The organism is Kitasatospora cineracea, from assembly GCF_003751605.1.
Taxonomy (GTDB): domain Bacteria; phylum Actinomycetota; class Actinomycetes; order Streptomycetales; family Streptomycetaceae; genus Kitasatospora; species Kitasatospora cineracea.
This window is the reverse complement of the sequence record NZ_RJVJ01000002.1, coordinates 343481-370477: the sequence shown is the minus strand read 5'-3', so window position 1 is coordinate 370477 and position 26997 is coordinate 343481. Positions and strand designations below refer to the sequence as shown.

Annotated in this window: 25 protein-coding genes; 16 read left to right on the top strand and 9 right to left on the bottom strand. The window is 76.7% G+C overall.

Annotated elements, in window-relative coordinates; translation table 11 throughout:
- Positions 1-44: 44 nt before the first annotated feature.
- The 10 genes from EDD39_RS28145 to EDD39_RS42280 all read left to right on the top strand — a co-directional run bounded on the left by EDD39_RS28145 (position 45) and on the right by EDD39_RS42280 (position 11238).
- Positions 45-677: an SAF domain-containing protein gene (locus tag EDD39_RS28145; protein ID WP_123561462.1), complete on the top strand. Its 633-nt coding sequence runs from the start codon at positions 45-47 to the stop codon at positions 675-677.
- Positions 677-1891 (top strand): CpaE-like family protein, encoded by a 1215-nt coding sequence (locus tag EDD39_RS40410; RefSeq protein ID WP_208765671.1) that lies wholly within the window; start codon positions 677-679, stop codon positions 1889-1891. Before EDD39_RS28145 ends, EDD39_RS40410 begins: the two co-directional genes overlap by 1 nt.
- Positions 1881-3476, top strand: a complete 1596-nt coding sequence (locus EDD39_RS28135) for a TadA family conjugal transfer-associated ATPase (protein WP_244257327.1) — start codon at positions 1881-1883, stop codon at positions 3474-3476. Before EDD39_RS40410 ends, EDD39_RS28135 begins: the two co-directional genes overlap by 11 nt.
- Positions 3476-4441, top strand: coding sequence for a type II secretion system F family protein (locus tag EDD39_RS28130; RefSeq protein WP_123561458.1), 966 nt, complete (start codon positions 3476-3478; stop codon positions 4439-4441). Before EDD39_RS28135 ends, EDD39_RS28130 begins: the two co-directional genes overlap by 1 nt.
- Positions 4438-5325: a hypothetical protein gene (locus EDD39_RS28125; RefSeq protein ID WP_123561456.1), complete on the top strand. Its 888-nt coding sequence runs from the start codon at positions 4438-4440 to the stop codon at positions 5323-5325. Before EDD39_RS28130 ends, EDD39_RS28125 begins: the two co-directional genes overlap by 4 nt.
- A 94-nt stretch (positions 5326-5419) precedes the next feature.
- Positions 5420-5683, top strand: coding sequence for a hypothetical protein (locus tag EDD39_RS28120; RefSeq protein WP_030460347.1), 264 nt, complete (start codon positions 5420-5422; stop codon positions 5681-5683).
- Between the two features lie 71 nt (positions 5684-5754).
- Complete coding sequence (locus EDD39_RS28115; RefSeq protein ID WP_123561454.1) at positions 5755-6117, top strand: TadE/TadG family type IV pilus assembly protein; 363 nt, start codon at positions 5755-5757, stop codon at positions 6115-6117.
- On the top strand, positions 6114-6578 hold the full coding sequence (locus EDD39_RS28110; RefSeq protein ID WP_279634005.1) for a TadE/TadG family type IV pilus assembly protein: 465 nt from the start codon (positions 6114-6116) through the stop codon (positions 6576-6578). The genes EDD39_RS28115 and EDD39_RS28110 overlap by 4 nt, the downstream gene beginning before the upstream one ends.
- 32 nt (positions 6579-6610) lie before the next feature.
- Positions 6611-7054, top strand: coding sequence for a TadE/TadG family type IV pilus assembly protein (locus tag EDD39_RS28105; protein ID WP_148089545.1), 444 nt, complete (start codon positions 6611-6613; stop codon positions 7052-7054).
- Positions 7054-11238 carry a LysM peptidoglycan-binding domain-containing protein gene (locus tag EDD39_RS42280; RefSeq protein WP_123561450.1) on the top strand — a complete coding sequence of 1395 codons (4185 nt, stop codon included), beginning with the start codon at positions 7054-7056 and terminating at the stop codon, positions 11236-11238. Before EDD39_RS28105 ends, EDD39_RS42280 begins: the two co-directional genes overlap by 1 nt.
- An 82-nt stretch (positions 11239-11320) precedes the next feature.
- On the opposite strand, the gene EDD39_RS40405 is transcribed toward EDD39_RS42280, so the two are convergent.
- Together EDD39_RS40405 and EDD39_RS28090 are read right to left on the bottom strand one after the other, a co-directional pair.
- Positions 11321-11557: a hypothetical protein gene (locus EDD39_RS40405; protein WP_208765730.1), complete on the bottom strand. Its 237-nt coding sequence runs from the start codon at positions 11555-11557 to the stop codon at positions 11321-11323.
- Positions 11558-12028: 471 nt separating this feature from the next.
- A complete protein-coding gene (locus tag EDD39_RS28090; RefSeq protein WP_123561448.1) occupies positions 12029-12508 on the bottom strand; it encodes a VOC family protein in 480 nt (159 codons plus the stop codon).
- 156 nt (positions 12509-12664) lie between these two features.
- On the opposite strand from EDD39_RS28090, the gene EDD39_RS28085 reads away from it, so the two are divergent.
- Entirely contained in the window at positions 12665-13462 is a 798-nt protein-coding gene (locus EDD39_RS28085; protein ID WP_123563407.1) for a nucleotidyltransferase domain-containing protein, read from the top strand.
- Between the two features lie 47 nt (positions 13463-13509).
- On the opposite strand, the gene EDD39_RS28080 is transcribed toward EDD39_RS28085, so the two are convergent.
- Positions 13510-14703 (bottom strand): hypothetical protein, encoded by a 1194-nt coding sequence (locus EDD39_RS28080; RefSeq protein WP_123561446.1) that lies wholly within the window; start codon positions 14701-14703, stop codon positions 13510-13512.
- 40 nt (positions 14704-14743) lie between these two features.
- Positions 14744-15307: a DUF4240 domain-containing protein gene (locus EDD39_RS28075; protein WP_162870235.1), complete on the bottom strand. Its 564-nt coding sequence runs from the start codon at positions 15305-15307 to the stop codon at positions 14744-14746.
- 158 nt (positions 15308-15465) lie between these two features.
- Between EDD39_RS28075 and EDD39_RS28070 the strand changes: the two genes are divergently transcribed.
- From EDD39_RS28070 to EDD39_RS28060, 3 genes are all read left to right on the top strand, one after another.
- Positions 15466-16413, top strand: coding sequence for a zinc-binding dehydrogenase (locus EDD39_RS28070; RefSeq protein ID WP_123561442.1), 948 nt, complete (start codon positions 15466-15468; stop codon positions 16411-16413).
- 392 nt (positions 16414-16805) lie between these two features.
- Positions 16806-17849, top strand: coding sequence for a S66 family peptidase (locus EDD39_RS28065; RefSeq protein WP_123561440.1), 1044 nt, complete (start codon positions 16806-16808; stop codon positions 17847-17849).
- Positions 17850-18163: 314 nt separating this feature from the next.
- Positions 18164-20185, top strand: coding sequence for a hypothetical protein (locus EDD39_RS28060; protein ID WP_123561438.1), 2022 nt, complete (start codon positions 18164-18166; stop codon positions 20183-20185).
- A 22-nt stretch (positions 20186-20207) separates the two neighbouring features.
- On the opposite strand, the gene EDD39_RS28055 is transcribed toward EDD39_RS28060, so the two are convergent.
- The 4 genes from EDD39_RS28055 to EDD39_RS28040 form a co-directional block, all read right to left on the bottom strand.
- Positions 20208-20864, bottom strand: coding sequence for a class I SAM-dependent methyltransferase (locus EDD39_RS28055; RefSeq protein ID WP_123561436.1), 657 nt, complete (start codon positions 20862-20864; stop codon positions 20208-20210).
- Between the two features lie 92 nt (positions 20865-20956).
- The gene (gene fabG / locus EDD39_RS28050) at positions 20957-21715 is read right to left on the bottom strand and encodes a 3-oxoacyl-ACP reductase FabG (protein ID WP_123561434.1); all 759 of its coding nucleotides are present in this window, start codon (positions 21713-21715) and stop codon (positions 20957-20959) included.
- Between the two features lie 52 nt (positions 21716-21767).
- Positions 21768-22955: a thiolase family protein gene (locus tag EDD39_RS28045; RefSeq protein WP_123561432.1), complete on the bottom strand. Its 1188-nt coding sequence runs from the start codon at positions 22953-22955 to the stop codon at positions 21768-21770.
- A gap of 106 nt (positions 22956-23061) precedes the next feature.
- Entirely contained in the window at positions 23062-24210 is a 1149-nt protein-coding gene (locus EDD39_RS28040; protein WP_123561430.1) for an acyl-CoA dehydrogenase family protein, read from the bottom strand.
- 137 nt (positions 24211-24347) lie between these two features.
- Between EDD39_RS28040 and EDD39_RS28035 the strand changes: the two genes are divergently transcribed.
- Complete coding sequence (locus tag EDD39_RS28035; RefSeq protein ID WP_030460647.1) at positions 24348-24980, top strand: TetR/AcrR family transcriptional regulator; 633 nt, start codon at positions 24348-24350, stop codon at positions 24978-24980.
- 64 nt (positions 24981-25044) lie between these two features.
- On the top strand, positions 25045-25521 hold the full coding sequence (locus tag EDD39_RS28030) for a DUF3592 domain-containing protein (protein WP_123561428.1): 477 nt from the start codon (positions 25045-25047) through the stop codon (positions 25519-25521).
- Positions 25522-25664: 143 nt separating this feature from the next.
- Here EDD39_RS28030 and EDD39_RS28025 read toward each other — a convergent pair whose 3' ends face one another.
- Complete coding sequence (locus tag EDD39_RS28025) at positions 25665-26861, bottom strand: phosphotransferase family protein (RefSeq protein WP_208765670.1); 1197 nt, start codon at positions 26859-26861, stop codon at positions 25665-25667.
- Between the last annotated feature and the right edge of the window lie 136 nt (positions 26862-26997).

The following is a 26997-nucleotide window of genomic DNA, read 5'->3' as shown; positions in this document are numbered from 1 at the left end:
TCCCGTCACGAGTGAGAGGCCGCAGAGCGGTGGAGAACCGAAGCATGCCGACCCCGCCGCGCCGACTCGGCGCGCGGCGGCGGCGACCCGCCGTGCTGGCGATGGCGGTGGCGCTGATCGCGGCCGGCGGGCTGGGCGGGGCGGTGCTGTACAACAGCAGCGGGCAGCGGATCGCGGTGCTGGCGCTGGCCCGGGACGTGCCGATGGGGCAGGTGATCGGGTCGGACGACCTGGTGGTCGCGCACATCGCGGGGGACCCGGCGCTGCACCCGCTGGACGCCCAGGACCTGCAGCGGACGGTGGGGCTGCGGGCCACCACCGACCTCAAGCGCGGGGCGCTGCTGGTCAAGTCGGACCTGACCAGCGACCCGGCGACCCAGCCGGGGCAGCAGATCGTCGGGGTCTCCGCGAAGCGCTCCCAGCTGCCCGCGACCAAGCTGCAGCCCGGCCTGCAGATCCTGATCGTCAACACGCCCGACGCCAAGGGCGACGGCACCGCGACCCGGACCCCGGACACGATGACCGCGGTGGTCTCCGCAGTGGGCCGGCCCGACACCGACGGCAGCACCGTGATAGACGTCGCCGTCGGCCCCGCCGACGGGCCCCGGCTGGCGCTCTGGGTGGCGGGGGGCAGGTTCCAGGTGATCCTGGCGCCCCGCACCGCCGGAGGGTCCTGATGACGGTGGTGGCCGTGCTCGGCGGGCCGGGCGCGCCGGGGGCCACCAGCAGCGCACTCGCGCTGCTGCTGTCCTGGCCGCTGCGGCCGGGCCGCCGGGTGCTGCTGGTCGAGTGCGACCCGGACGGCGGCGCGGTGCTGGCCGGGGCGCTGGAGGGCCGGGTGGAGGCCGTGTACGGGCTGCGCAACCTGGCCGTCGCCGACCGGCGCGGGCTGCTCGCCGAGACGCTGTGGGAGCAGCTGCTCGACGTCTCCCCGCAGGGCACCGGCGAACGCCTGCTGCTGCCCGGCCTGACCGATCCGGCCCAGGCCCCCGGCCTGGCCTACACCTGGGAACCCCTGGTCGAGGCGCTGCACGCGCTCGAACCGCAGGGCTACGACGTGCTGCTCGACCTCGGCCGCTCCGGCGCCAACGGGCCGATGGCGGTGCTGCCCCGGCGCGCCGACGTGGTGGCCGCCACCGTCCGCACCACCCTGCGCGGCCTCTCCGCCGCCCGGCCCCGGATCGCCGCGCTGCGCGAGGACCTCGACGCCCACGGCACCGGCTCGGACGGCCTCGGCCTGCTGCTGGTCGCCGAGGGCCCCTACCCGGAGAGCGAGGTCTCCCGGCAGTTCCGGCTCCCCGTGCTCGGGGCGCTCACCCACGCGCCGCGCACCGCCCGGGTGCTCTCCGACGGCGGCGACACCACCGACCGGCGCTTCATCCGCTCCGAGCTGATGCGCACCGCGCGCACCACCGCCGACCGGATCCAGGACCTCGCCGCCGCCCGCCGCCGGCGCCTCGGCGGCCCGCAGCCGCAGCCGCAGCCGCAGCTGCAGCAACAGCCCGTACAGCCACCGCCCGTGCAGCAGCAGCCCGTTCAGTCCGTTCAGCCCGCGCTGCCCCCGCAGCAGGTGCAGGCTCCGCAGCCGGTGCCGCCGTTCGTGGCGGGGCCGGTGGCCGGGCCGGCGTACCCGCAGCAGCCGCAGCAGCCGCCGCCGCCGACGTACCAGCAACAGCCTTACCAGCAGCAGCAGTTCCAGCAGCAGTTCCCGCCGCAAGGGGCGGGGCAGTTCACGGGGGAGTGGCCGATCCGGGTGGAGGCGCCGCAGATCTCGTACGCCGCGCCGCACATCGCGCCGCCCGCGGTGCCGCAGCCGCCCGCGCCCGCGCCGTTCCCGGGACAGGCGGGGCCGGACGGGGCCGACGGGGAGGAGGTGTGGCGTGCGCGCTAGTCCGTACCAGGGTCCGGTGCCGCCGCAGCAGCCGGTGAACGGCCAGGTGGTGTACGGGGGTTCGGCCGACGCGGCCGGGCTGCCGTGGGGGAAGCCGCCCGTGCAGCCGCAGCCGCAGCCGCAGGTGCAGACCGGGCCGGTCGGCCGGGCGGCGTCCGCGGCGGCGTCGGGCGTGCCCGCGCTCTCGCCGGTGGGGGCGCGGCCGGCCGTGGACACCCAGGTGGCCCGGGAGTTGAAGCGGCAGGTCGCGGCGGAGCTGCACCAGCAGCTGTCGCGGCTGTCGGAGGCGTCCGGGAGCGAGGCCGACCGGGCGACCCGGCGGCAGCGCGGGCGGGCGCTGATCGAGGAGGCGGTGGCCCGCTGGTCGGACGCGTACGCGCAGACCCACGGCATCCCGCCGACCCGGGAGCAGGACCGGGTGCTCGCCGAGGCGGTGTATGACCTGCTGTTCCGGGCCGGGCGGCTGCAGCCGTACCTGGACGACCCGGAGATCGAGAACATCCTGATCAACGGGTGCGACGACGTGTGGGTCTCGCGGGTGCACCAGCCGCTGCGGCAGGTGCCGCCGGTGGCCGACACCGACGAGGAACTGGTCGAGCTGCTCCAGGACCTGGCGCGCCAGCACGGCGGCGGCGAGCGCAGCCTGTCCACCGCCAGCCCGATGCTGGCGCTGCGGCTGGAGGGCGGGATGCGCCTGCAGGCGATGACCGAGGTGACGCCCCGCCCGTACGTGGCGATCCGCCGGCACCGGGTGGCCAGTGCCACGCTCAGCGACCTGGTCCAACTCGGCACCGTGGACAGCACGTTGGCGGCGTTCCTGGCGGCCGCGATCCGGGCCCGGAAGAACGTGATGATCACCGGCACGCAGGGCGTCGGCAAGACCAGCCTGCTGCGCGCGATGGCCGCCGAGATCCCGCCGGACGAGCGGGTCGGCACCCTGGAGTCGGAGTTCGAGCTGTGGCTGCACACGCTGGGCCACCTGAAGCAGGTCGTCCCGATGGAGGCCCGCGAGGGCAACGGCGAACGCGTGGACGGCCGCCTGGCGGGCGAGTTGACGATCGGTGAGCTGATCCCGGCGGCGCTGCGGATGACGCTGTCCCGGATCATCGTCGGCGAGGTCCGCTCCGCCGAGGTGGTGCCGATGCTGCGGGTGATGACCAACGGCGAGGGCGGCTCGATGTGCACCCTGCACGCCCGCGGCCCGCACATGGTGGTCGACCGGATCGCCGAACTCTGCCTCGAGTACGGCGCCCACATGACCGACACCCTCGCCTACCGGCTCACCGCCAACGCGGTGGACTTCATCGTGCACGTCGCGATGGTCGACGAGACCGCCGTCGGCGGCCGCCGGCACCGCTTCGTCTCGCACGTGCTGGAGGTCGCGGGCCTCGGCGAGTCCGGCCGCCCCGCCCTGAACACCGTCTTCGGGCCGCGCCCGGAACTCGGCGAGGTCCGGGCCGTCCCCGTCACCCCGCCGCACTGCCTGGACGACCTGCGCCGGGCCGGCTTCGACGCGGGCCTGCTCGGCTCCCCGTACGGGACGTGGAGCGCGCCGCTGTCGCTGCGGATCGGGGGGATGCGCTGATGCTGCTGTACGTGCTGTGCGGACTGCTGCTGGCCGGCGGGCTGGTGGCGCTGGCCGTCGGCCTGCGCGGGCGGCCCGCCGACGAGGAGGAGCGGGACAACCCGCTGGAGGGCCGGCTGCACACCCTCTGGTACGGGGCGCCCGGCACCGCCTCGCCCGGGATGGCCCGGCTGCGCCGCATCCAGTTGGCGCTGGCCCTGCTCGGCGCGCCCGGCGGCTGGCTGTTCACCGGCATCCCGCTGGTCGCGCTGCTCGTCCCGGCCGCCGTGTTCGGCCTGCCCTGGCTGTTCGACGCCACCCGCTCCGACACCCGGCGGATCGAACGGCTGGAGGCGCTCGCCGAGTGGACCCAGCGCCTGGCCGACGTGCTGCTGCTCGGCGTCGGCCTCAACCAGGCCATCATGACCAGCCGGCGCACCGCCCCGGCCGCCCTGGAGACCGAGATCTCCGACCTGGCCGCCCGGCTGCAGTCCCGCTGGCGCCCCGAGGACGCGTTGCGCGCCTTCGGCGACCAGGTCGCCGACGCCACCGCCGACAAGGTGCTGGCCGCCCTCGTCCTGCGGGCCGGCGACAGCGGGCCCGGCCTGGCCCGGGCGTTGGCCGACATGGCGGACTCGGTGCGCGAGGAGGTCCGGCAGCGGCGCGCCATCGAGGCCGACCGCTCCAAGCACCGCACCACGATCCGCTGGATGGTCGGCATCATCCTGCTGGTCATCGTGATCGGCGCGTTCAACTCCCGCTACACCGCCCCCTACTCGACGGCGCTGGGCCAACTCGTGCTCGGCATCGTGGCGGTGGCCTTCGTCGCGGTGATCGGCTGGATGCGCTCGCTGGCCCGGCACACCCCGCTGCCCCGGGTCCTGGAGGCCGACCGCCGCTCCAGGACCGGCCGGCTGCCCGGCCGCCGGGGCGCCGAGGACGGCGCCCCGGCCGAGGACGAACCCCTGCTGAAGGAGGCCCGGTGATCTCCCCCTGGGCGGTGCTGGCCGGCGGCGCCGCGGCCGGCGGCGTGGCCCTGCTGCTGGCCGAACTCCGGCCCGCCCCACCCGACCTGGGCCAGGCCCTGGACCGGCTGCACCGCGTCCCCGAACCCCGCCGGGCCGAGGACCAGGACGTCGCGCTGCCCTGGTACGACCGGGTCGGCGAACGCTCCGGGCGGCTGCCCGGGGTGCGGATCCCGCACCAGGAACTCGCCCTGATCGGCCGCAGCCCGGCCCGGTTCATGGCGCACAAACTGCTGTTCGCCGTCCTCGGGTTCGCGCTGCCCGGCTACCTGACGGTGATGGCCGCGGTGATCGGCGACGGCCTGCCGCTCGCCGTCCCGCTGCTGGTCGGGCCGCTGCTGGCGGCGCTGCTCTGGTTCGTCCCCGACGGCATCGTCTCCGGCGAGGCCAAGGAGGCCCGCACCGAGTACCTGCACGGCATCGCCGCCTACCTGGAACTCGTCGCCCTCGAACGGGCCGCCGACTGCGGCCCCGCCGAGGCGCTGCGCCGGGCCGCCGCGGTCGGGCGCGGCACCGTGTTCCGGCGGATCCGCGACGCCCTGGAACGGGCCGCCACCGACCGGCTCCCGCCCTGGGACGGGCTCGACGCGCTCGCCCTGGAGCTGGGCCTCACCCCGCTCCAGGACGTCGCCGACATCATGCGGATCTCCGGCGTCGACGGCGCCGCCGTCTACGACACCCTGCGGGCCCGCGCCAAGAGCCTGCGCGGCGAACTCCTCTCCGAGGAACTCGCCAAGGCCAACACCGACAGCGAACGGATGGTCGCCCCCGGCTCCGCCCTGACCCTGCTGATGACCGTCCTGATCGCCTTCCCCGCGGTCTACCAGATGCTCAACGCCAACTGACACCCCCGTGACCCCGCCACCGCCCCGCCGCCCCGCCGGACGGCCCGACCCCACCGCACCGAGCCCCTCCCCTCGACGTCCTGGAGACCACACCATGGCCCGAATCCGCACCGTGGCGACCGCCCTGCGGCCGCTGCTCCCGCTGCACCTCGTCCGCCCCGCCGTCGACTACCGCCTGGCCAAGCTGCGGCTGGCCCGCGGCAGCGGCGACCGCGGCGCGATCAGCATCGAACTCGCCCTCGCCGTCCTGGTCCTGGTCGCCGTCGCCGGGACGGTCGTCTACGCCATCACCCAGCTCGGCAACCACGTCAAGGAGCAGATCCCGGACAACGTCACCTCCGACGGCAAGACCTCGTGACCCGCCGCCCGCACCGGCGGCCCGCCCCCGGCGGGCCGCCGCCGCGCGCCCGCCGGTCCGACCGGGGAGCGATGACGATCAGCCTCGCCATCGTCTTCCCGGCCGTGCTGTTCACGATCCTCCTGGTGGTGCAGGCCGGCCTGTGGTGGTACGCGGAACAGGCCGCGCTGGCAGCCGCCCGGGAGGGCGTGGAAGCCGGACGGATCAACGGCGCGCAGCCCGGTGCGGGCGAGGAACGGGCCACCGCGTTCATCGACCGGCTCGGCGACCTGGTACGGCTCCAGCAGCCGCCGCAGCAGCTCGACGGCGACCCCGACCTGTACCAACTGTCCGTCACCGTGCGGCCGGTGACCCTGGTGCCGTTCGTCAACCCGACGATCACCAAGTCCGCCGGCGCGCCCCGGGAGAAGTTCGTCGCCCCGGGGCAGCCGTGAGGATCCGGGCCGCCGGGGGGCGGACCGGGCCGCCGGGCCCGCGCCGGGAGCGCGGCTCGTTCGCGGTCGAGGCGGCGGTCCTGGTGCCGGTGATCCTCGGCTTCGCCCTGATGGCGGTGGCCGCCGGACGGCTGCAGACCACCGGCTCGGTGGTCGACGCCGCCGCCCGGGCCGGCGCCCGGGCCGCCTCGCTGGCCCGCACCCCCGAGGGCGCCCAGCAGGCCGCCGCGGACGCCGTCCGCACCTCGCTGGCCTCCCGGTCGGTGCGCTGCGCCGCCGAACCCGCCGGGGACCCGCAGTACGGCACGCTGGACACCGACGGCGGCCAACTGGCCACCGTCACCGTCCGGGTGTCCTGCACGGTGCCGCTGTCCGACCTGCTCGGCCTGGACGGCGTACCGGGCCACAAGACGGTCACCGGTACGTTCACCTCCGTGGTGGACCGCTATCGGGGAAACTGAGAGGGCTTCAACACACCGTGGGGGGAGGGAACGTGGACGAACCAGGCGTGAACGCCCGGGACCGGGGCAGCATCTCGGTCATGGTCGCCATCACCGCCGTCAGCCTGGTCGCCGTGGTCGGCCTGGTGCTCGACTTCGGCGGCCAACTGCGCGCCGTGGAACGGACCGACGCGCTCGCCCAGGAAGCCGCCCGGGTGGCCGGCCAGCAACTCGACATCGCCCGGCTGCGGGCCGGCGACGGCTACCAGGTCGACGCGGAGCAGGCCCGGTCCGCGGCCCGGGCCTACCTGGCCGGCCAGGGCGTCTCGGGAGACGTCTCCTTCCCCGAGTACCCCGACCTCAGCGAGGTCAGCGTCACCGTCACCAGCACCTACCCGACCGCGCTGCTCGGCCTGGTCGGCATCACCTCACTCTCCGTGCAGGGGCACGGCAAGGCCACCCTGCTGCACGGCATCACGGAAGGGACGACCGGCTGATGGCCGCGCGCGGAGCCGACGACCAGCACCGCAAGGGCCGCCGAACACGGCGGCCGGACCGCCCCGCTGCCGGCCGGCAGCCCGCCCCCGCCGCCACCGGCCGGCGCCGGCGCGGCACCGGCGGCTCGGTGCTGGCCGCGCTCGGCGCGCTGCTGGCCCTGCTCCTGCTGCTGGCCGGGGTGCCCGCCCTGCTCGGCTACGGCACGCTCGCCGTCGCCGCCATGGGCGACCCGGTCCACGGCGACCTGATCGCCGCGCTCACCAGCCCCGACGACGGCAGCCTGTTCCTGTGGCTGCTGGTCGGCATCGGCTGGATCGGCTGGCTGTGCTTCCTGGTCTCCGTGCTGGTCGAGATCCCCGCCCAGCTGCGCGGCCGGGTCGCCCGCCGGATCCCCGCGTTCGGCTGGAGCCAGCGGATCGCGGCCGGCCTGGTCGGCTCGGTGCTGGCCCTGCTCCCGGTCGCCGGATCGGCCTTCGCCGCCACCCCCGAACTCGCCCAGCGCCCGGCCGCCGTCGCCCAGTTGAACGCCGCCCCGGCCTACGCCGCGCTCCCCGCCGGAGCCCCCGCGGCCGCGCCCGCCGCCGACCCGCAGCAGCCGGTCTACACCGTCCGCGACGCCCGGCCCGCCGACAGCCTGTGGTCGATCGCCGAACGCCAACTCGGCGACGGGGCCCGCTGGACCGAGATCGCCAAGCTCAACGCGGGCCGCCCGATGGACGGTTCGGGCACCCGCTTCGACGCCGACCGGCCGATCCAGCCCGGCTGGCAGCTGCTGATGCCCGCCGGCGCCAAGTCCGACCCGGGCCCGGCCGCCACTGCCGGCAGCGCCCAGCCCGCGCTCCCCGCCGCCGGTTCCGCCGCGCCCGCGCACGGCAGCGTCACCGTGCACTCCGGCGACTCGCTCTCCGCCATCGCCCAGCGGGAGTTGGGCGACGGCGACCGTTGGCCCGAGCTGTTCGAGGCCAACAAGGGCGCCACCTCGCCCGACGGCGAGAAGCTCACCGACCCGGACGTGCTCGCCCCCGGCACGGTGCTCACCGTGCCCGGCGCCGCCCAGGCCCCGCAGACCCCGGCGCCGCCCGCGCCGCCCGCGCCGGTCGAGAGCCCGGCCCCGCAGACCCCGGCCCCCACGACCCCGGCGCCCGAGGCCACCGCGCCCGCGACCCCGGCGCCCGCGCCGAGCACCCCGGCCCCGGCCGCCCCGGAGACCGCGCCCGCGCAGAGCCCCGCCGCGCAGTCGCCCGCGCCGCAGGACTCCGCGTCCGCCGCCAACCTGCCCGCCGTCCGCGAGCAGCACACCGCCGCCACCGGGAGCGGCGACTACACCGTCGCGCTGGCCGCCTCCGGCCTCGGCGTGCTGATGGCCGCCGCGCTGATCACCCTGGTCGGCCGCCGCCGCACCGACCAGCAGCGGGCCCGCCGCCCCCGGCACCGGATCGCGCTGCCCTCGGCCGCCGCCGGGCGCTTCGAGGCCGAACTGAAGGCCCGCCAGGACGAGCACGGCCTCGAACTGCTCAACCGCGCCCTGCGCACCCTGGGCCGCAACGCCGTCCGCGGCGAGAAGCGGCTGCCCGCGCTGGTCGCCGCCCGGGTCACCACCGCGGGCACCGTCGAACTGCACCTGGCCGCACCGGCCGTGCCGATCGCCCCGTTCCGGGCCGCGCACGCCCCGAACGTGTGGTGGTGCCCGACCGACTCCACCGAGCTGCTCTCCGCCGGACAGGCCGCCAAGCACGCCGCCCCCTACCCGGCACTGGTCACCCTCGGCGCCACCCCCGACGGCTCGACCGTCCTCGCCGACCTGGAGACCGTCCGGCTGGTGCACCTCTCCGGGCACCCCGACGACGCCGAGGACGTGCTGCGCAGCCTGGCCGTCGAACTCGCCCACAGCCCGCTCGCCGACCGCCTGCACCTGCACCTGGTCGGCATCGCCACCGACCTGCCCGCCGCCGGCCCCGCCGCCGAACGGGTCCACCACCACGCCACGCTGGAAGCCGCACTGGCCGCCCTCGGCCCGCGCACCGCCAAGGCCCGCGCCACCCTGATCGGCGCCAACGTCGGCAGCCCCCGCGAGGCCCGCAGCCGGGGCAGCGCCGACGAGGCGTGGCTGCCCGAGATCGTGCTGTCCGCGCAGCCGCCCACCGGCGGCGTGCCCGCCGAACTCGGCCGCCTGCTCGACGGCCGCCCCCGCACCTGCCTGGCCGTCCTCACCCGCGCCCCCGAGCGCGGCGCCGGCCCGGTCGCCCGCTGGACCCTCCCCGCCACCGGCCACGCCGCCCTGCCCGGCCTGCACCTGAGCGTCGAACTCCAGCGGCTCAGCCGCGAACAGTACGCCCAGCTCGGCGAACTCGTCCGCGCCTCCGGCGACTTCACCCAGCACCCGGCCCCCGAATGGACCCTCGACGGCCCGCACAACGGCCCCGAGGACGAGCAGGAACTCCCGCTGCCCGTCCCCGCGCTGGCCGCGGTCGGCGCCGCCATCGGTGCCGAGAGCGGCGCGGCCCCCGGTCCGCTGGGCGCCGACCTGCTCGGCCTCGGGGCGGCGGACCGGGACGGGGAACCGGACGCGGACGCGGACACGGACGCGCGGGCCGACGGCACGCTCGACGCCCGGCTGCTCGCCCTGCTCGGCGGGCCGACCGGACCGGCCGCGACCGCCGCCGCGACGGCCGCCGCGACCGCCTCGGCCGCCGCGCCGAAGACCAGCCTGGCCAAGACCGGCGCGGGCGGCTCCGGCAGCGGCTCCGACGGCGGTGGGGCGGACGGCGGGGAGGCGGCCGGGCCCCGGCTGCTGGCCCGGGTGGTGCCCACCGGCAGCAGCCCGTTCGCCGGGCTGGTCCCGACCGCCCCGACCAACCCGTACGCGGTCGTCCCGGTGCTGCCCGTCCAGCCCCCGACGTCCCCGATGCCGCCGACGCCCGCGACGCCCGCTCCGCCGGTCGTGCCCGGGTTCGAGCCGCGGCACCTCGCCAACGGCCAGGCCCGCAAGGTCACCACCCCGCCGCACGGCACGCCCGTCGACCCCCGGATCGCCGCCGCGCTCCCCGAGCCCCCTGCCGCGTCCGCCGCGTCCGCCGCGTCCGCCGCGTCCGCCGCGCCCGCGTTGCCCGGGTCGGCGCCGGTGCCGTCGCAGGCCGAACTGCCGCCCGCCGCGGCCGAGTCGGAGCGCGGCAGCACCGTCGCGCCCGAGCCGGTGCCGGACGGCGGCACCCGTTCCTCCGGGCCGGCAGCCCCGGCGCAGGCCCCGCCCGTCGGGCCGGAGCAGCCGGCGGTGCCCGAGCCGCTGCCCGTCCACGACCAGGCGGCGGCCCCCGACCCGCGTTCCCCGGCCCGGCCGTCCGTCCGGCCCGGGAGCGGTCCGGCCCGCACCGACAGCGACGACCTGCTGGCGATCCTGCGCTCGCCGGAGGCGCACCACCTGCGTTCCGCGCCGCGGATCCGGCTGCTCGGGCCGGTGGACGTGCTCGGCGCGGCGGGCAGCACCGGCCCGGCGGGCCGCCCCCGGCTGACCGAGCTCGCCGCGTACCTGGCGCTGCGCCCCGGCACCGAGCGCACCACGATCGACCGCGACATCCACCCGGGTGCCGCGCACCTCGACCCGCGGGCCACCGTCGAGCGGCTGGCCGATCCGCTGCCGGCCAAACTCGCCGCGCTGGCGGGCTGGTTGGGCACCTCCCCGGAGGGCCGCGACTACCTGGAGGCGCAGGCCGCCGACAGCTACGCGCTGGCCCCGGCGGTCAGCTGCGACTGGGACGAGTTCCGCAGCCTGTACCGGCGCGGCATGCGGTCCACCTCCAGCACCGCCGACGCGGCCCTCGCGCACGCGCTGGCCCTGGTCCGCGGCGCCCCGTTCGCCGAGGCCCCGGCCGGGACGTTCGCCTGGGCGGAGACCGAGCGGCAGGACATGCTGGCCGCGATCGTCGACACCGCGCACGAACTCGCCGCCCGCCGCCTCCAGTACGGCGACCACCGCACCGCCGAGGCCGCGATCTTCCGCGCCCTCGCGGTCGCCCCCGAGGTCGAGCTCCTGCACCGCGACCTCTTCTACGCCTACGCCTCGGCCGGCGCCCGCGACCAGCTCGTCCGCTCCGTCAACCGTCTCGACGCGCTCAGCCGCCGCACCGGCCGCGACCTCGACCCGGACACCGTCGCCCTGCTCCGCGACCTCCTCACCGGCAGCTGACCGGCCCCGGGCCCCGGCCCCGCAGCACGCACCGCGCCCCCGCCCGGAAGGGGGCGCGGTGCGTGCGCGGGCCGACGGTCCGTCAGGAGGCGTTCAGGTCCAGGTCGTCCAGGACGAAGGAGGTCTGCTCGGTGTGGTCCTCCGTGCCGCTGAAGGTGAGGGTGACGCTCTGCCCGGCGTAGGCGGAGAGGTCGACGGTGCGCTGGGCGTAGCCGGTGTTGTGGTCGAGGTCGGAGTGGGTGGCGACGGTAGTGCCGTTGGCGGTGCCGGGGACGCGGTCGAAGTCGGCGGTGATGGTCGACTCGATGCCGGGGAGCACCGCCGGTCGGCGATGACCAGGCCGAGTTCCCGGTTGTGGTTGAGGGAGTTGTCGGAGAAGTTCTCCGACCCGGCGAACACCTTGGCGGTGGCGGTGCCGTAGTCCGCGACGATCGCCTTCGCGTTCTCGCCCTGGTCGGTCAGGACCACCAGGGTGTACCCGCCGGCGGCGTGCGCCGAGGTGACCGGCACCAGCACGGTGGCGGCGGCGGTGGCACCGGCGGCCAGGGTGCGCGGCAGGCGGCGGGTGAGGCTCATGGCAGGGCTCTCCTGACGTCCGTCGCACGTGGTGGATGACGCGCGTGGCGCGCAGCCCGGTAGGGCGCGGCGGGACGGCCGGTCAGAAGAGCCCGGACATGACAGATCGCTGGACGGCAATACTTTCACCGGGCCGCGGAGATCCGTTGACCGGGCGGGGAGAAGCGCTTGACGAGGCGTCGGGCGGGGTCGGGGTGCGGTGCCCGGCGGGGCGTCAGGCGCCGTCGGCGGCGGCCTCCAGTGCGGCGACGTCCAGCTTGCCCATCTGCAGCATCGCGGCGGTGGCCCGGCGGGCGCGCTCCGGGTCCGGGTCGGTGAGCAGCTCGGTCATCCGGTGCGGCACGATCTGCCAGGACAGGCCGTAGCGGTCCTTCAGCCAGCCGCACGGGCCCGGCGCGCCGCCGTCGGCCGTCAGCAGCTCCCAGTAGCGGTCCACCTCGGCCTGGTCGGCGCAGTCCACCTGGAGCGAGACCGCCTCGTTGAAACGGAACGACGGGCCGCCGTTCAGCGCCAGGAACTCCTGCCCGAACAGCTCGAAGGACACCAGCATCACGCTTCCGGCCTCGCCCGGCCCGGCGTCCGAGTAGCGCTGCACGTCGGTGATCCGGCCGTACTCGAACACCGAGGTGTAGAACTCGGCGGCCTGCTCGGCCTGGTCGTCGAACCACAGGAAAGTGGTGATCTTCTGCGCCATCGTGACGGTTCCTCCGTTCCCGGACGGTCGCCCGGCCGCACGGCCGGGCCCCTTCGACGGTAGGGGGTGCCGGGCGCGTCCCGGCGGCGCCGCGCCCGGCGCCGGCCCGGCCGTTGTCGGGCCCGGCCCGGCCGGGCCCGTGTCAGCATGGGCGGCATGACGCTCCCCGAACCGCCGTACCTGCCCGCACCCGACGACGAGGCCCAACGCGCGCTCGCCGCACCGCTGTTGGCGGCTTTCGCGGCGCGCCTGTCGGCCGCCGTGCCGGTCGACGCGCTGTGGGCGCACGGCTCGCTGGCGTACGGCGACTACCGGCACGGACGCAGCGACCTCGACCTGATCGCCGTGCTGCCCGCCGTCCCCGACGGGCCGACGCGGGAACGACTCGCCGCGCTGCACCGGGAGTTGGTCGAGGAGCAGCCCGGCGCGGCGAAACTGCACTGCTCGTACCTGCCGCGCGAGGAACTCGGCGACCCGGCCGCCGTGCACTTCACCTTCGCCCAGGACGAGCCGATGGAACGCCCGGTCACGGTCATCACCCGCCGTGAACTCCTCGACGGGGCAGTGGTGTTGGCGGGCGGTCCGTCGGCGGAGCTGCTGCCGCCGGTCACCGACGCCGCGCTGCACGCGCACATCCGGGCCGACCTGCGCGACTACTGGTACCCGGTCACCGACCGCTCCGAGCCGTGGCGGCGCGACATCTGGGTGGACTTCGGCCCGGTCACCGCCGTCCGGGCCACCGTCGCGCTGCGCGAGGGCCAGCTGATCACCAAGCGCGAGGCGATCGCCCGCCTCCCCGCCCTGGACGCCCCGCCCGGCCTGGCCGAGGACATCGCCGCCCGCCGCTACGGCGTCCCGCCGGTCCTCACCCCCGAGGAACGGACCCGCCGGGCCGAACAGGCCCGGCTGTTCACCCGGCTGCTGATCGAACGGGCGCTGGACCGACGGCGCTGACGGCAGTGCGCCCGGGCAGGTGAGGCGGACGCCGGGCTGACGGCGGGTCAGCCCAGCAGGTCGAGGGCGCCGGACAGCGGGGCGTAGCCGACCTCGGTGTCGTCGTACGGGCGCAGGCAGCGGTGCACGGCCCGGCTGACGGCCAGGTGCGGGCCGGTCCGGGCGCCGACCCGGGCCACCGCGAGCCGGGGGACGGTGCGCGGCCCGACGTCCAGGTTGGCGCGCAGCGGCAGCCAGCGGGCGCCGCGGGCGCGGCAGGCCGTCTCGCCGAGGTACCAGAGCGCGCAGTCGAACACCGGGTCGTCGGCCAGCCGCGGCAGGTCCGGGCTCCACGGCAGGTACTCCTCCCGGTACAGCAGGACGCTCAGCTCCGGGCCCAGCCCGAGCGTCCGGACCCGTTCCCGCAGCGCGGCCTCCAGCACCGCCAGGGAACCGGCGGAGAAGTCGAGCGCGGCGCCCGGGCCGGCGGCGCGCGCCCAGAGCGGGAAGGCGTCGGCCCGGACCGCCAGCCACTCGGCGAGCGCCTCCCCGACCGGGCCGGGGTCGAGCGGCCCGGGCGCGCCCGGCAGGGGCCGGCCGTCCGGGTGCCCGGCCGGGCGGGCGCGGGCCGCGGCCAGTGCCCGGTCCACCAGTTCGGCCCAGGGCGCGTACTGCTCCAGGGCCGCGGTCAGCCGCCCCGCCGGGCCGGGCCCGGCCGCGTGGGCGAGCTGGCCCAGCGGGTCGACCAGCGGGAAGTCGTCCTCGCACAGCTCCTCGGCCTCGGCGAGCTCGGCCCGCTCCGCCTCGTCCAGCAGTTCGCGCGGCAGGCGCAGCAGCGGGTCGGTCCGGTGGTGCGGGGCGGGTTCCGGCGAACGGGCCCAGCGCACACCGTAGTTGCGGACGTGCACCTCGCCCAGGTACCAGGCCGCCACGGTCAGGAACGGCTCGTCGCGGGCGTCCAGCGCGGTGGCCGCGTCCCGGTAGCGGCGGCGGACCTCCCGTTCCAGCCGGGGCAGCGAGGCGACCTCGAAGTCCCAGCGGCCGGGCAGCGCCGCGGCCCAGGCCGGGAAGGCGGCCCGGGCGGCCGCCAGCCAGCCGTTCAGGCGGGGGTTGTCCCGGCACGCGGGGCCGTCGATCCAGGCGTCCCCGTTCCCGTCGTGCTCGTCGTGCTCGTCGTGCTCGTCGTACTCGTGGTGCTCGTCCGCGGTGTCGTGGTCCGGATCGTCGTCATCGAGGGGGCGGAGGTCGCCGGTGGCCGTCATGGGGTCCGAGGGTAGGCGGGGGCGCCGACACGACGGGGCGTCAGGTGGCGTCGGCGAACAGCGCGGTGAGCCGGGGCAGGCGGGCGGCGGTCCGGGCGGGCGTCCAGACCGGGTCGGCGAAGGCGGCGTCGCAGGGCATCTCGTGGCCGAGCGCGGCCAGGGCGTCCTCCAGTCCGTCCTCCTCGCCGGTGAGCCGCTCGTGGGCGTCCTGGGCGCAGTAGTCGAGCGCCTCCCAGTCCGGGAAGTCGTCGTCCGTCCACCGTTCGTACGGGAGGGCGGCCAGGCGGCGCAGCGCGGGGTGGTCGGCCAGCGCGTCCGGGTCGTGGACGGCCAGGCGGTGGGCGGCGCGGCCCAGGCCGATCAGCCAGACGTGGAAGTACCACAGGCCGTCGTCGCTGACCCGGCCGCGCAGCACCAGCCGGGCCAGCGCCAGGGTGCCCGCGGTGTCCAGCGGGGCGCGGGCCTCGTCCAGACGCAGCTGGAACTCCAGCACCTCCGGCAGCGGCAGCCCGGCGAGCCGCTCCGTCAGCCGCTCGGCGCGCTCGCCGCCGGGGCCGCCCGCCGCGCTCGACTCGACCAGGTCCCAGAATCCGTCGGTGTCCATGCCGGGCATCCTGGCAGCCGCCGCCGACAGCCCCCGGCAGATCCAGTCAGCTCCCGACAGCCCCCGGCAGGGCCCGAGCGGCTTGACCTCAAGCGGACTTGAGCCTCCAGGATGGGCGGCGGGCCGGAACGACCGGCCGGTGGACGGACGGAGGCGTGATGCGCGCGGTGTGGCTGCGGGAATTCGGCGGGCCCGAGGTACTGGTGCCGGGCAGTGCGCCCGACCCGGTGCCGGGGGAGGGACAGGTGCTGATCGAGGTCGCGCACGCCAACCTGACCTTCGTCGAGACCCAGTTCCGGGCCACCGGCCTCGGCCCGTTCACCGGCGACCTCCCGATGGTCCCCGGCAACGGCGTCGGCGGCACCGTCACCGCGCTCGGCCCCGGCACCGACCCGGCCTGGCTGGGCCGCCGGGTGGTCTCCTCCACCGGCGGCAGCGGCGGCTACGCCGAACTCGCCGCCGTCCCCGCCGACGGCCTGCACCCCGTCCCCGACGGCCTCGCCCTCGACGACGCCACCGCGCTGCTCGCCGACGGCCGCACCGCCCGCCTGCTGCTGGAGACCGCCGCCCCCGCCCCCGGGGCCCGCATCCTGGTCACCGCCGCGGCCGGCGGCGTCGGCACCCTGCTGGTGCAACTCGCCACCGCCGCCGGCGCCCACGTCGTCGCCGCGGCCGGCGGCCCGAGCAAACTCGCCCTGGCCGCCGAACTCGGCGCCGCCGAGACCACCGACTACCTGCGGCCCGGCTGGACCCGCGGCCCCGACCCCGTCGACCTGGTCCTCGACGGCGTCGGCGGCACCCTCGGCCGGGCCGCCACCGGACTGCTCCGCGACGGCGGAAAACTGCTCAGCTACGGCCTGGCCAGCGGCAGTTGGACCGACCTCCCGCCCGCCGAGGCCGCCGCCCGCGACCTCACCGTGCTCACCCTGCGCCCCACCCCCGAACACGTCCGCGCCGCCACCGCCCACGTCCTGGCCGAAGCCGCCGCGCACCGGCTGCGCCCCGTCATCGGCCGCCGCTTCCCACTGGAACGGGCCGCCGACGCGCACCGCGCCATCGAGTCCCGCGCCACCCTAGGCAAGACCCTCCTGGACGTCGCCCCCTGAGCGGGGAAGCCCGGGGCCGGGAGCCCCGGGGGCGGAGGGCCGGGACCGGGGAGTCGGGAGGCGCTGACCGGGCCGCCGACGCACACCGTGCCGTCGGGTTCCGCGCCACCCTCGGCCAAACCTTGCTGGACGTCGCCCCCTGGGCCGGGAGCCCGGGGGCGGAGGCCGGGGGCCGGGGAGCCGAGGGGCCGGGGGAGCCGAGGGGTGGAGGGCTGGGGGAGCCGGGGGCGTTGAGCCGGGCTGCCGATGCGCACCGTGCCGTCGGGTTCCGTGCCGTCCGCGGCCAGACCCTGCCGGACGTCGCCCGCCGAGCCCGCGGCCCGGCTCGCCGCGGGTGGTCCGGGCCGGAAACCCGGTCGTGCGCGGTGTCGTCGGGCGACTAGCATCCCGGCATGTCAGACCAGCCGACGTACCCGCCCAAGCCCCGGCCCGGCGACCGGATCGCGGTCGTCTCGCCCGGCTTCGCCGGCCCGGGCGCCTTCCCGCTCCCGCACGAACTCGGACTGCGCCGCCTGCGCGAGGAGTTCGGCCTGGAGCCGGTCGAGTACCCCGCCACCCGCAAGCTCGGCGCCACCCCCGCCGAGCGCGCCGCCGACCTGCACGCCGCGTTCGCCGACCCGACGGTCACCGCCGTCATGGCCACCCTCGGCGGCGACGACCAGATCACCGTCGTCCCGCACCTGGACGCCGAGCTGATCCGGGCCAACCCCAAGCCCTTCTTCGGCTACAGCGACAACACCAACCTGCTCGACTTCCTGCACCGCCAGGGCATCGTCGCCTACCACGGCGCCGCCGTCATGACCCAGCTCGGCCGCCCGCACGCCGTCCACCCGCTCACCGCCGCCTCGCTGCGCGCCGCCCTGTTCGACAGCGGTCCGTACGAGCTCACCGCCGCCACCGAGGCCAGTACCGTGCTGGGCCGCTGGGAGGACGAGGCCACCTTCGCGCGGGAGCCGGCGAGCGAACCCGTCACCGGCTGGCACTGGCACCGCCCCGACCGGGTCGTCGAGGGCACCGCCTGGGGCGGCAACCTGGAGATCCTGCACTGGATGGCCGCCGCGGACCGGCTCCGTCCCGCCGCCGAGCACGCCGGCGGCGTGCTGTTCCTCGAGACCTCCGAGGAACTGCCCAGCGCCACCGAGGTGTTCCGGATGCTGCGCAACCTCGGCGAACGCGGCCTGCTGCGGCAGTTCCCGGCCCTGCTGGTCGGGCGCGCCATGGCCTGGACCTTCGAACACCCCCACGACACCGGGGCCCGCGCCCGCTACCGCGCCGACCAGCGCGCCGCCGTCCTGCGCGCCCTGGACGCCTACGCCCCCGACACCATGGCCGTCTTCGACGTCGACCTCGGCCACACCGAACCGCAACTCGTCATCCCGTACGGCGGTTCGGTCCGGGTCGACGGTCCGGCCCGCCGGATCACCGTCACCTACTGACGGCCCCGCGCCCGGCCGGTCGTCAAGGGCGGGCGGGCGCACAGGAGAACACCCCGGGGTGAACCGCCGGCGCCGGAACGGGGGCGGTCCGCCGTCCGGGCGCCCCCGTCCGGTCAACGCCCGCCCCCGGCCGGACCGTTCACCGCCCCGTCCGCCCCGGCCCCGGGACGCTGTCAACCCGCCCGTGGCCCGGCCTGGCCCGGCCGGCCGCGGACCACGTATCGTGGCCGGGATCGGAGCGTGGTGCGGGACGCCACGGCGGGTACGACGTCGCACGGGCGACGGACGGGGGCGGTGACCGAACGGTGGCTGACGTGGCATCGACGACCGGGGACGGCCCCGCGGCCGACCCGGCGGAGACGGTCGAACTCCCCCCGAAGACCCCCGTCCTGGAGCAGACCCCCGGCGCCGCGCCCGCCGCGGACCCGTTCGCCACCTCGATCAACCTGGTGATCCCCGACGCCGTCCTCAGCTCCACCCGCACCATCCCGCTGCCCACCCCCACCCCGCCCGGCGGCACCCCCGTCCCGCCCCCGCCGTCCACCCCGCCCGGCGGCACCGGCTGGACCGGCACCTTCCCGGCCGCCGCCTTCAAGACCCCCGCCGCCGACACCCCGCCGCCCGCCACCGCCACTGCGCCCGCGCCCGCCGCCCACGGCATCGGCGGCGGCCTGCGCGGCCGCGTCCTGGTCGTCGAGGGCGGTTACGGCGGCGGCCGCCGCTGGGGCCGCGGCGGCACCGCGAACGCCTCCGTGCTCTCCGCGGCGCTGGCCGGCGTCGCCCCGCAGGTGCTGCTCTCCGCCGACCAGGTCGACGCCGTCCACCTGCCCGGCGCCAACGACCCGCAGACCGTCCTCGCCCACCTGCGCGCCGCCGCCCGCCACCCCGGGCCGCTGCTGATCCACCTCGGCGGCCACCTGGTCACCGACCGGCGCGGCGAACAGCTCTACCTCTCGCTGCGCGAGAACAAGGCCTCCGAGAGCCTGCCCTGGTCCGCCGTCGCCAACGAACTGCGCCACCGCGGCACCGAGTTGGACACCCTGGTGATCGGCGACCTGAGCGCCGACCAGGTGGTCTGGCCCGGCCTCGCCGCCACCGCCGGACAGCAGCTCTCCGACGGCGTCCCGCTCTGGGCCGTCGTCAACCACGACCCCGACCAGCTCGGCACCTTCACCCGCGCCCTGATCGAGACCCTGCACCGCGGCCGCCCCGGCGCCGACCAGCTGCTCACCCCCGAACTCGTCCGCCAGCAGGTCCACTCGGTGCTGCGCGCCGACACCGTGGTGATCACCGCGCACCCCGCCGACCGGCCCTACTTCCGCAACACCGCCCGGCAGATCGGCCCCGGCGACCCCGCCGCGACGCCCGCCGCCCCCGCCCGCCCCGGGACGGCCGCCCCGGCCGCCGCGCCCGAACCCGCCCGGCCCCGGCTCGCCCCCGGCTGGACCCCGCGCGTCCTGGTCTCGCTGCGCAAGCCGGGCGTCCCGGCGACCCCGCCGCGCCGCAAGATGATCGTCTCGCTGGTCCGGGGCGTCCCGATGGTCCCCGCCGACCCCCTCTCCGCCACCACGACGGTGCCGCTGGGCAAGCCGGACCGGGTCGAACTCGGCAAGGACACGCCCGCCGCGCCCCTGGTGGCGCTCGAGAAGACCCTCGAACTCCCGGACGCCGCCGACCCGTTGGCCGCCACCCTGCCGCTGCCGGGTCCGGCCGCGGCGACCGCGACCGTCCCGCTCGGCAAGCCGGCCCCCGCCCCGTTCGTCGAGCGCGCCCCCGAACCGGAACCCGCCCCCCGGCACGACCCGCTGGCCGCCACCACCCCGCTGCCCGGGCCCGGCACCGTCCGGCTCGGCAAGGGGACCGGCACCCCGGCGGCCGACCCCGGGCAGGTCCCGCCGAGCGAGTACCTGGAGGCGATCGGCCAGATCGTCCGCAGCGCCGAGACCGGCGACCACGACGCCGCGGCCGCGCTCGCCCTCGCCCTGGAGGAGAAGGCCGTCGCCGCGTACGGCGCCCGCGCCCCCGTCGTGCTCCAGGTCCGCCAGGTCCGCGCCCACGTCTCCCGGGTCGGCGGCCGCCCCTCCGTCGCCGCCGAGCTCTACCGCCAGGTCGCCACCGCCCTGCTGCAGACCGACGGCCCCGACCACCCCGAGACCCAGCGCGCCGTCACCAACGCCGAAGCCTGCTGGCGCGCCGTCAAGGACCCGGCCGAAGCCATCCGGATCGCCCCCGACATCATCGAGCTCCGCGCCCACCTCCCCGGCCCCGACAACCGCAAGCTCCGCGCCGCCGAACGCCACCTGCGCCAACTCGCCGAGGCCAACGCCACCCGTTGACCGCCGGGGCCGGGCCCGTCGGTCAGTGCACCGGCTCCTTGGCGGCCAGCAGCAGCAGTTCCTTGAACTGCCGCTTGTCGGTGGGCTTCGGCTCGCACAGCACCCGGGCCACCTCGTGGACGCCGACGCCGCGCAGCAGCCCGGCCAGGTGGTCGGGGGACAGGCGGTAGGCCGTCGCCACCGAGTGGTCGTAGGGCTGGGCCGGGACCGCCGGGTCGTCGGTGGCGAGGCAGCCGATCAGCAGCCGGCCGCCTGGGGCGAGGACCCGGGCGAACTCCGCGAGCACGGCCGGGAGGTCCGGCGGCGGGACGTGGATCAGCGAGGCCCGCGAGAGCACCCCGCCCAGCACGCCGTCCGCGAGGTCGAGCGCCGCCATCGAACCGACCTCGAACCGCACGCCCGGGTTGGCCCGCCGGGCCAGCTCGACCATCGCCGGGGAGGCGTCGACGCCGAACGCCCGCAGCCCCGACTCCCGCAGGTGGGCGGTGATGTGCCCCGGCCCGCAGCCCAGGTCCGCGACCTCGCCCCCGCCGCCGGCCCGCACCGACTCGGCGAACGCGGCCAGCAGCGCCCGCTCCACCGGCCGGTCGCGCAGGGTGCCGGTGAACTGCTGCGCGTAGCGCACGGCGACGGCGTCGTAGGCGGCCCGGATGCCGGGGAGGGAGTCCAGTTCGGTCATCCGCCGGACTGTAGCGGACCCCGCCCACACCCCGCCGGTGCGCGCCCCCGACGCCCGTCGCCACCGTCCTGCCGCTCTGCCGCCCTCCTGGCCTACCGGGCGCCGCCGTTGACGTACAGGGTCTGACCGCTGACGTAGGCGGCGTCCTCGCTGGCCAGGAAGGCGACCACGGCGGCGACCTCCTCCGGGCGGCCGACCCGGCGCAGCGGGGTGCGGCCCGCGACCTCGGCCTGGTGGTCCTCGGGGGTGGCGCCGACCCGCTCGGCGGTGGCGGCGGTCATCGAGGTGGCGATGTAGCCGGGGGCGACGGCGTTCACGTTGACGTTGAACGGGCCGAGCTCGATGGCCAGCGTCGCGGTGAGGCCCTGGATGCCGGCCTTCGCCGCCGCGTAGTTGGCCTGGCCGCGGTTGCCGAGGGCGGAGCGCGAGCTGAGCGACACGATCTTGCCGTACTTCTGCGCGACGAAGTACTTCTGGGCGACGTGCGCGCAGTTGTAGGCGCTGGTCAGGTTGACGGTCAGGACGGCGTCCCAGTCCTGCTTGGGCATCTTGAAGAACAGGTTGTCCCGGGTGATCCCGGCGTTGTTGACCAGGACGTGCACCCCGCCCAACTCCTCGGCCACGGCGGCGAACAGCGCCTCGACCGCGTCGTAGTCGGCGACGTCGCACCCGTACGCCCGCGCGGTGCCGCCCGCCGCGGCGATCTCCGCCACGGTGCCCTCGGCCCGCTCCGCGGTGAGGTCGACCACGGCCACCGCCGCGCCCTCCTCGGCCAGCCGCCGGGCCGTCGCCGCCCCGATGCCCTGCGCCGCGCCGGTCACCACCGCGACCTTGCCGTCGAACCTGCCCATGGCCGTACTCCGTTCCTGATGCTTCGTCATGTTCGTTGGGGGAAAAGCGGGTTCAGTCGCGTTCGACCAGCACGGCGGAGCCCTGGCCGACGCCCACGCACATGGTGGCCAGGCCGCGCCGGGCGCCGGTGCGGCGCATCCGGTGCAGCAGGGTGGTGAGGATCCGGGCACCCGAGCAGCCCAGCGGGTGGCCCAGCGCGATCGCCCCGCCGGAGGGGTTGACCAGCTCCGGGTCGATCCCCAACTCGCCCACCGAGGCCAGGGCCTGGGCCGCGAACGCCTCGTTGAACTCGGCGGTCTCCAGCTCGGCGAGCTTCCAGCCGGAGCGCTCCAGCACCCGCCGGGTGGCCGGCACCGGCCCGATGCCCATCACGTCCGGGTGCACGCCCGCCGACGCCCCCGCCACGTACCGGCCCAGCGGCTCCAACCCCAGCTCCGAAAGCGCCCGTTCGCTGACCAGCAGCAGCGCCGCCGCGCCGTCGTTCATCGGCGAGGCGTTGCCCGCGGTGACGGTCCCGCCGGGGCGGAACACCGGCTTGAGGGCGGCCAGCTTCTGGGCGGTGGTGTCCGGCCGGATCGACTCGTCGCGCTCCACCAGAGCCCCGTCCGGGCGGGCGACGGGCAGCAGTTCGGCGTCGAAGTGCCCCGCCTCCCGGGCGGCGGCGGCCAGTCGGTGGCTGCGCAGCGCGAACGCGTCCTGCGCCTCGCGGCCGATGCCGTACCGGGCGGCGACCTCCTCGGCGGTCTCGCCCATCGACAGCACGCCGTGCAGTTCGCGCATCCGCGGGTTGGTCAGGCGCCAGCCGAGCCGGGTGTCGAAGGTCTCCATCCGGTGCGGCAGCGCCTCGTCCGGGCGGGGCAGCACGAACGGGGCGCGGCTCATCGACTCGCAGCCGCCCGCCACGACGACGTCCGCCTCGCCGGAGCCGATCGCCCGGGCCGCCGTGGTGACGGCCTCCATCCCGGACGCGCACAGCCGGTTGACGGTCGCGCCCGGCACGCCCTCGGGCAGCCCGGCCAGCAGCACGGCCATCCGGGCCAGGTTGCGGTTGTCCTCGCCGGCCTGGTTGGCGGCGCCCCAGTACACGTCGTCGATCCGCGCCGGGTCCAGCGCGGGCACCGAGTCGAGCAGTCCGCGCAGCACGGCCGCCGACAGGTCGTCGGGCCGGACGGCGGACAGCGCGCCGCGCAGCCGACCGATCGGGGTGCGGCGGGCGGCGGCGATGAAGACCGGAAGCACTTCGTCGGGCTCCTTGTCGGGAGGGTGGGAAGGGAGAAGGAAGGGCAAGGGAGAAGGAAGGGCAAGGGAGAAGGAGGGGCAAGGGAGAGGGAGGGGCAAGGGGGGTTCAGAACGCGTTGACGCCGGTCAGCGAGCGTCCGATGAGCAGCTTGTGGATCTGGCTGGTGCCCTCGTACAGGGTCATCACCCGGGCGTCGCGCAGGTACTTGCCGACCGGGTACTCGTCGATGAAGCCGTACCCGCCGAACACCTGCAGCGCGTTGTTGGCGCAGCGCACCGCCGCCTCGGAGGCGTACAGCTTGGCGACCGAGGACTCGGTGGCGAACGGCTGTCCGCGGTCGATCAGGTCGGCGACCCGCCAGGTCAGCAGCCGGGCCGCGTCCACGTCGACGGCGATGTCGGCCAGCAGCTCCTGCACCAACTGGTGCGCGGCGATGGGCTTTCCGAACTGCTCGCGCTCCCCGGCGTAGCGCACCGCCGCGTCCAGCGCGGCCTGCGCGATGCCCACGCAGCCCGCCGCGACCGACATCCGGCCCTTGGCCAGGGCCGCCATCGCCACCGTGAAGCCCTTGCCGACCTCGCCGAGCCGGGCGCCGTCCGGGACGCGGACCCGGTCGAAGGAGAGCTCGGCGGTGGCCTGCCCGCGCAGACCCAACTTGCCGTGCACCAGCCGCCGTTCGAAGCCCGGCGCGTCGGTGGGGACCAGGAAGGCGGTGACGCCGCGGTGCCCGGGTCCGCCGGTGCGGGCGAAGACCAGGGCGACGTCCGCCCACGTCCCGTTGGTGATGAACATCTTCGCGCCGGAGATCAGCCAGTCCTCGCCGTCGCGCTCGGCCCGGGTGGTCAGGTTGGCGGCGTCCGAGCCGGTGCCGGGCTCGGTCAGCGCGAAGCAGCCCAGCGCCTCGCCCGAGCACAGCCGGGGCAGCCACTGCCGCTTCTGCTCCTCGGTGCCGAACGCGTTGACCGACTTGGCGACCAGCCCCAGCGTCACCGACACCACGCCGCGCACCGAGGAGTCGCCGCGGCCCAGCTCCTCCAGCACCAGGCAGTACGCCAGGTGGTCGCCGCCGCTGCCGCCGTACTCCTCCGGCAGGGTCAGCCCGAGGAAGCCCAGGTCGCCGAGCTTCCCGATGATGCCCAGGTCGATCGACTCCGCCCGGTCCCACTCGGCCGCGAACGGCACGATCTCCCGGTCGGTGAAGGCGGCGGCCAGCTCCCGTACGGCGGCCTGCTCCTCGGTCAGTTCCAGGTCCATGCGGATGGGCACCCCGACTTAAACTAGCACTGCAAGTTTTATGGTGACTGTAGCCCGCCCGCACCGGATGCGGAAGAGCACCCGCGGGCACCTGCGAGAATGGCCCGACCCAGCAGCCCGCACCCCAGGAGGCGGAGATCGCCCGACCCCGCACCCCCCTGCTCAGCCGGGACCGCATCATCGCCGCCGCCCTCGCCCTGGTCGACGCCGAGGGCCTGCCCGCCCTCTCCACCCGCCGCCTGGCCGCCGAACTCTCGGTCAGTGGCCCCTCGCTGTACAACCACTTCGCCACCAAGGACGACCTGCTCGACGCCGTCGTCGACAGTGTGATGGGCGAGGTCGACCTCACCATGTTCGACGCGCCGGACGACTGGCGCACCGCCCTGCACGCCTGGGCCCGCTCCTACCGCGCCGCCCTCACCGCCCACCCCCACCTCGTCCCGGTCCTCGCCCAGGGCCCCGGCCGCCGCCCCAACGCCCTGCGGCTGGCCGACGCCGTCTTCGGCTGCCTGGTCGACGCCGGCTGGCCCCGCGGCCAGGCCACCCGGATCGGCGCCCTGATGCGCTACTTCGTCACCGGCTCCGCCCTCGGCTCCTTCGCGGCCGGCTTCCCCGACGACGCCGCCCTCTACGCCACCGCCGACTACCCCCACCTCGGCGACGCCCACCGCCTCGCCGAACACCGCCGCACCATCGACGAGGGCGCCTTCACCACCGGCCTCGACGCCCTCCTCGACGGCCTCGACCTGCGCTACCGCCGCCTGCCCTGAACCCGCCCCGGGGAACCGCCGCCCCGGCCCCGCACGTCCAGCCGTACGGGAACGGGGAGGACCGATGAACTGGACGGACGCGGCGGCCGGCACGGCGATCGGCGCCGCAGGACTGCTGCTCGCCGCCCTCGGCACCGCCCTCGCCGTCCAACGGCTGCGCCACGACGCCCGGCTGCGCCGCCTGCGCGCCCACGGCCTCACCGCCGAGGCCGAAGTCCTGGAGACGTACACCAGCACCCACCGGCACACCGAGACCCGGCAGGTCCACACCGACCGGCGCGCCGTCCTCGGCTTCCGCACCGCCGACCACCTGCCCGTCCGGGTCGAGGACGACGGCGACACCCCGCGCGCCGTCGGCGACCGGATCGAGGTCCGCTACCTGCCCGGCCGCCCCGAGGACGCCCTCCCCGCCGACACCGTCGACCGGCCCCGCCACGTCGCCGCCCTCGGCGCCCTCACCGGCGCGGCGGCGCTCCTGCTGGCCGGAGCGCTGGTCGCCGCCTTCGGCACGGCCCTCGCCACCGGCGGCGACCTGTTCTGAACCGCGGTCGGCCGACCTCGCACCCCGGCAGCCCCCGACGCACGCCCCGGCAGCCCCCGACGCACGCCCCGGGCTCCGGCAGCGTCCACCGGAACGGCAGGAAGTCCGCCGCCGCTACGGCTCGCGCGCCGCGGGCGCCCCGCTCACCGGGCCGCCGCCGCCCGCAGCGCCCGCCGCACCTCGTCGGCCGGGTCGCCCGCGTGGTACGGGTGCTCGCTCGGTTCGATGCCGTCCAGGAACTCCTGGTAGCGCAGCGCGAAGTGCACGTGCACCAGCGGCGGCGCCAGCTCCAGGGCCCGTTCCGGGTCGCAGCCGGGCAGCAGCCCGCGCCAGGCGTCGACCCAGCGGGCGCGGACGTCCGCCCAGCGTTCGGGGGAGAGGAACGGCTGCGGCCGCAGGCCGTCCAGGGCCGGGTGGCCCCAGGCCGCGTCCGAGAAGTCCAGGACGGTCGTCCGCCCGCCGTCGAAGCGCCAGTTCCCCGGGTGGAAGTCGCCGTGCACCAGCGTCAACGGCAGCCCGCAGGAGGCGAGTTCGCCGGCGAGCGCGGGCAACTGCCCGGCCAGCTCCCGGGCCTGCGCGTACTCCGGCCCCGACAGGTCGGGGCGCAGCCGCTCCAGCAGCGCCGGGAAGCGCTCCGCGAGCGCGGCCGGCGAGCAGTCCGCCAACTCGCCGGGGCCGTCCGCCGCGAGCGCCGCCTGCGCGGCCGCCCAGCGGTCGACCACCTCCAGCATGCCGTCCTCCGGCGCGCCCCAGCAGTCCACGCCCGGCACGTCCGCCAGCAGCACCCGCCGCCCGTCGGCGGCCAGCACCCGCGGCGCCAGCCCCGGCCGGGCCCGCTCCACCCGGGCGATCACCGCCGCCTCCGGCACCGCGAACGGCGGCGTGCTCTTCAGCCACACCGGGCCGTCCGCGGTCGGGAAACGCGACAGCGCCGACAGGTTCCAGCTGCGCACCTGCTCCACCGGGCCGCTCCTGGACCGGCCCAGCGACGCCAACTTGCCGTCCGCCCAAGCCCATTCCGCGGCCAGCCCGTCCGCCGACGCCCACCGCAGCCGCAGCGGGTGCCCGGCGTCCGGCAGCACCGGGCTCGCGGCCAGCGCGCCCGTCGGACGCCCGGACGCCACCGCCAGGTACACCGCCCCGCCGCCCCGGCCGCCCTCGCCGCCCGCCACCGACAGCAGCCGCAGCACCGCCAGCGGCACCCCCGCGGCCCGCGACGCCGCCGCGGCCACCTCGCCGATCTGCGCCCAGTACGGCGACTGCGCCGCGAACGGGCCCACCGCCCCCAGGAGTTCGCCCCGCCACTCGACCACGACGGTCGCCGTCCGCTGCTCAGTCATCTGCACCCGGGCATTCTCCGGACGGCCCCGCCCCCGCGCCACCGAATAACGGACGACCCGTACCGCCGTCCGGGGGCGGGACCGTAACCGTCCACGGCCGGGAGAGTTGTACCGCGGGCGGCGGATCCCCCGCCGC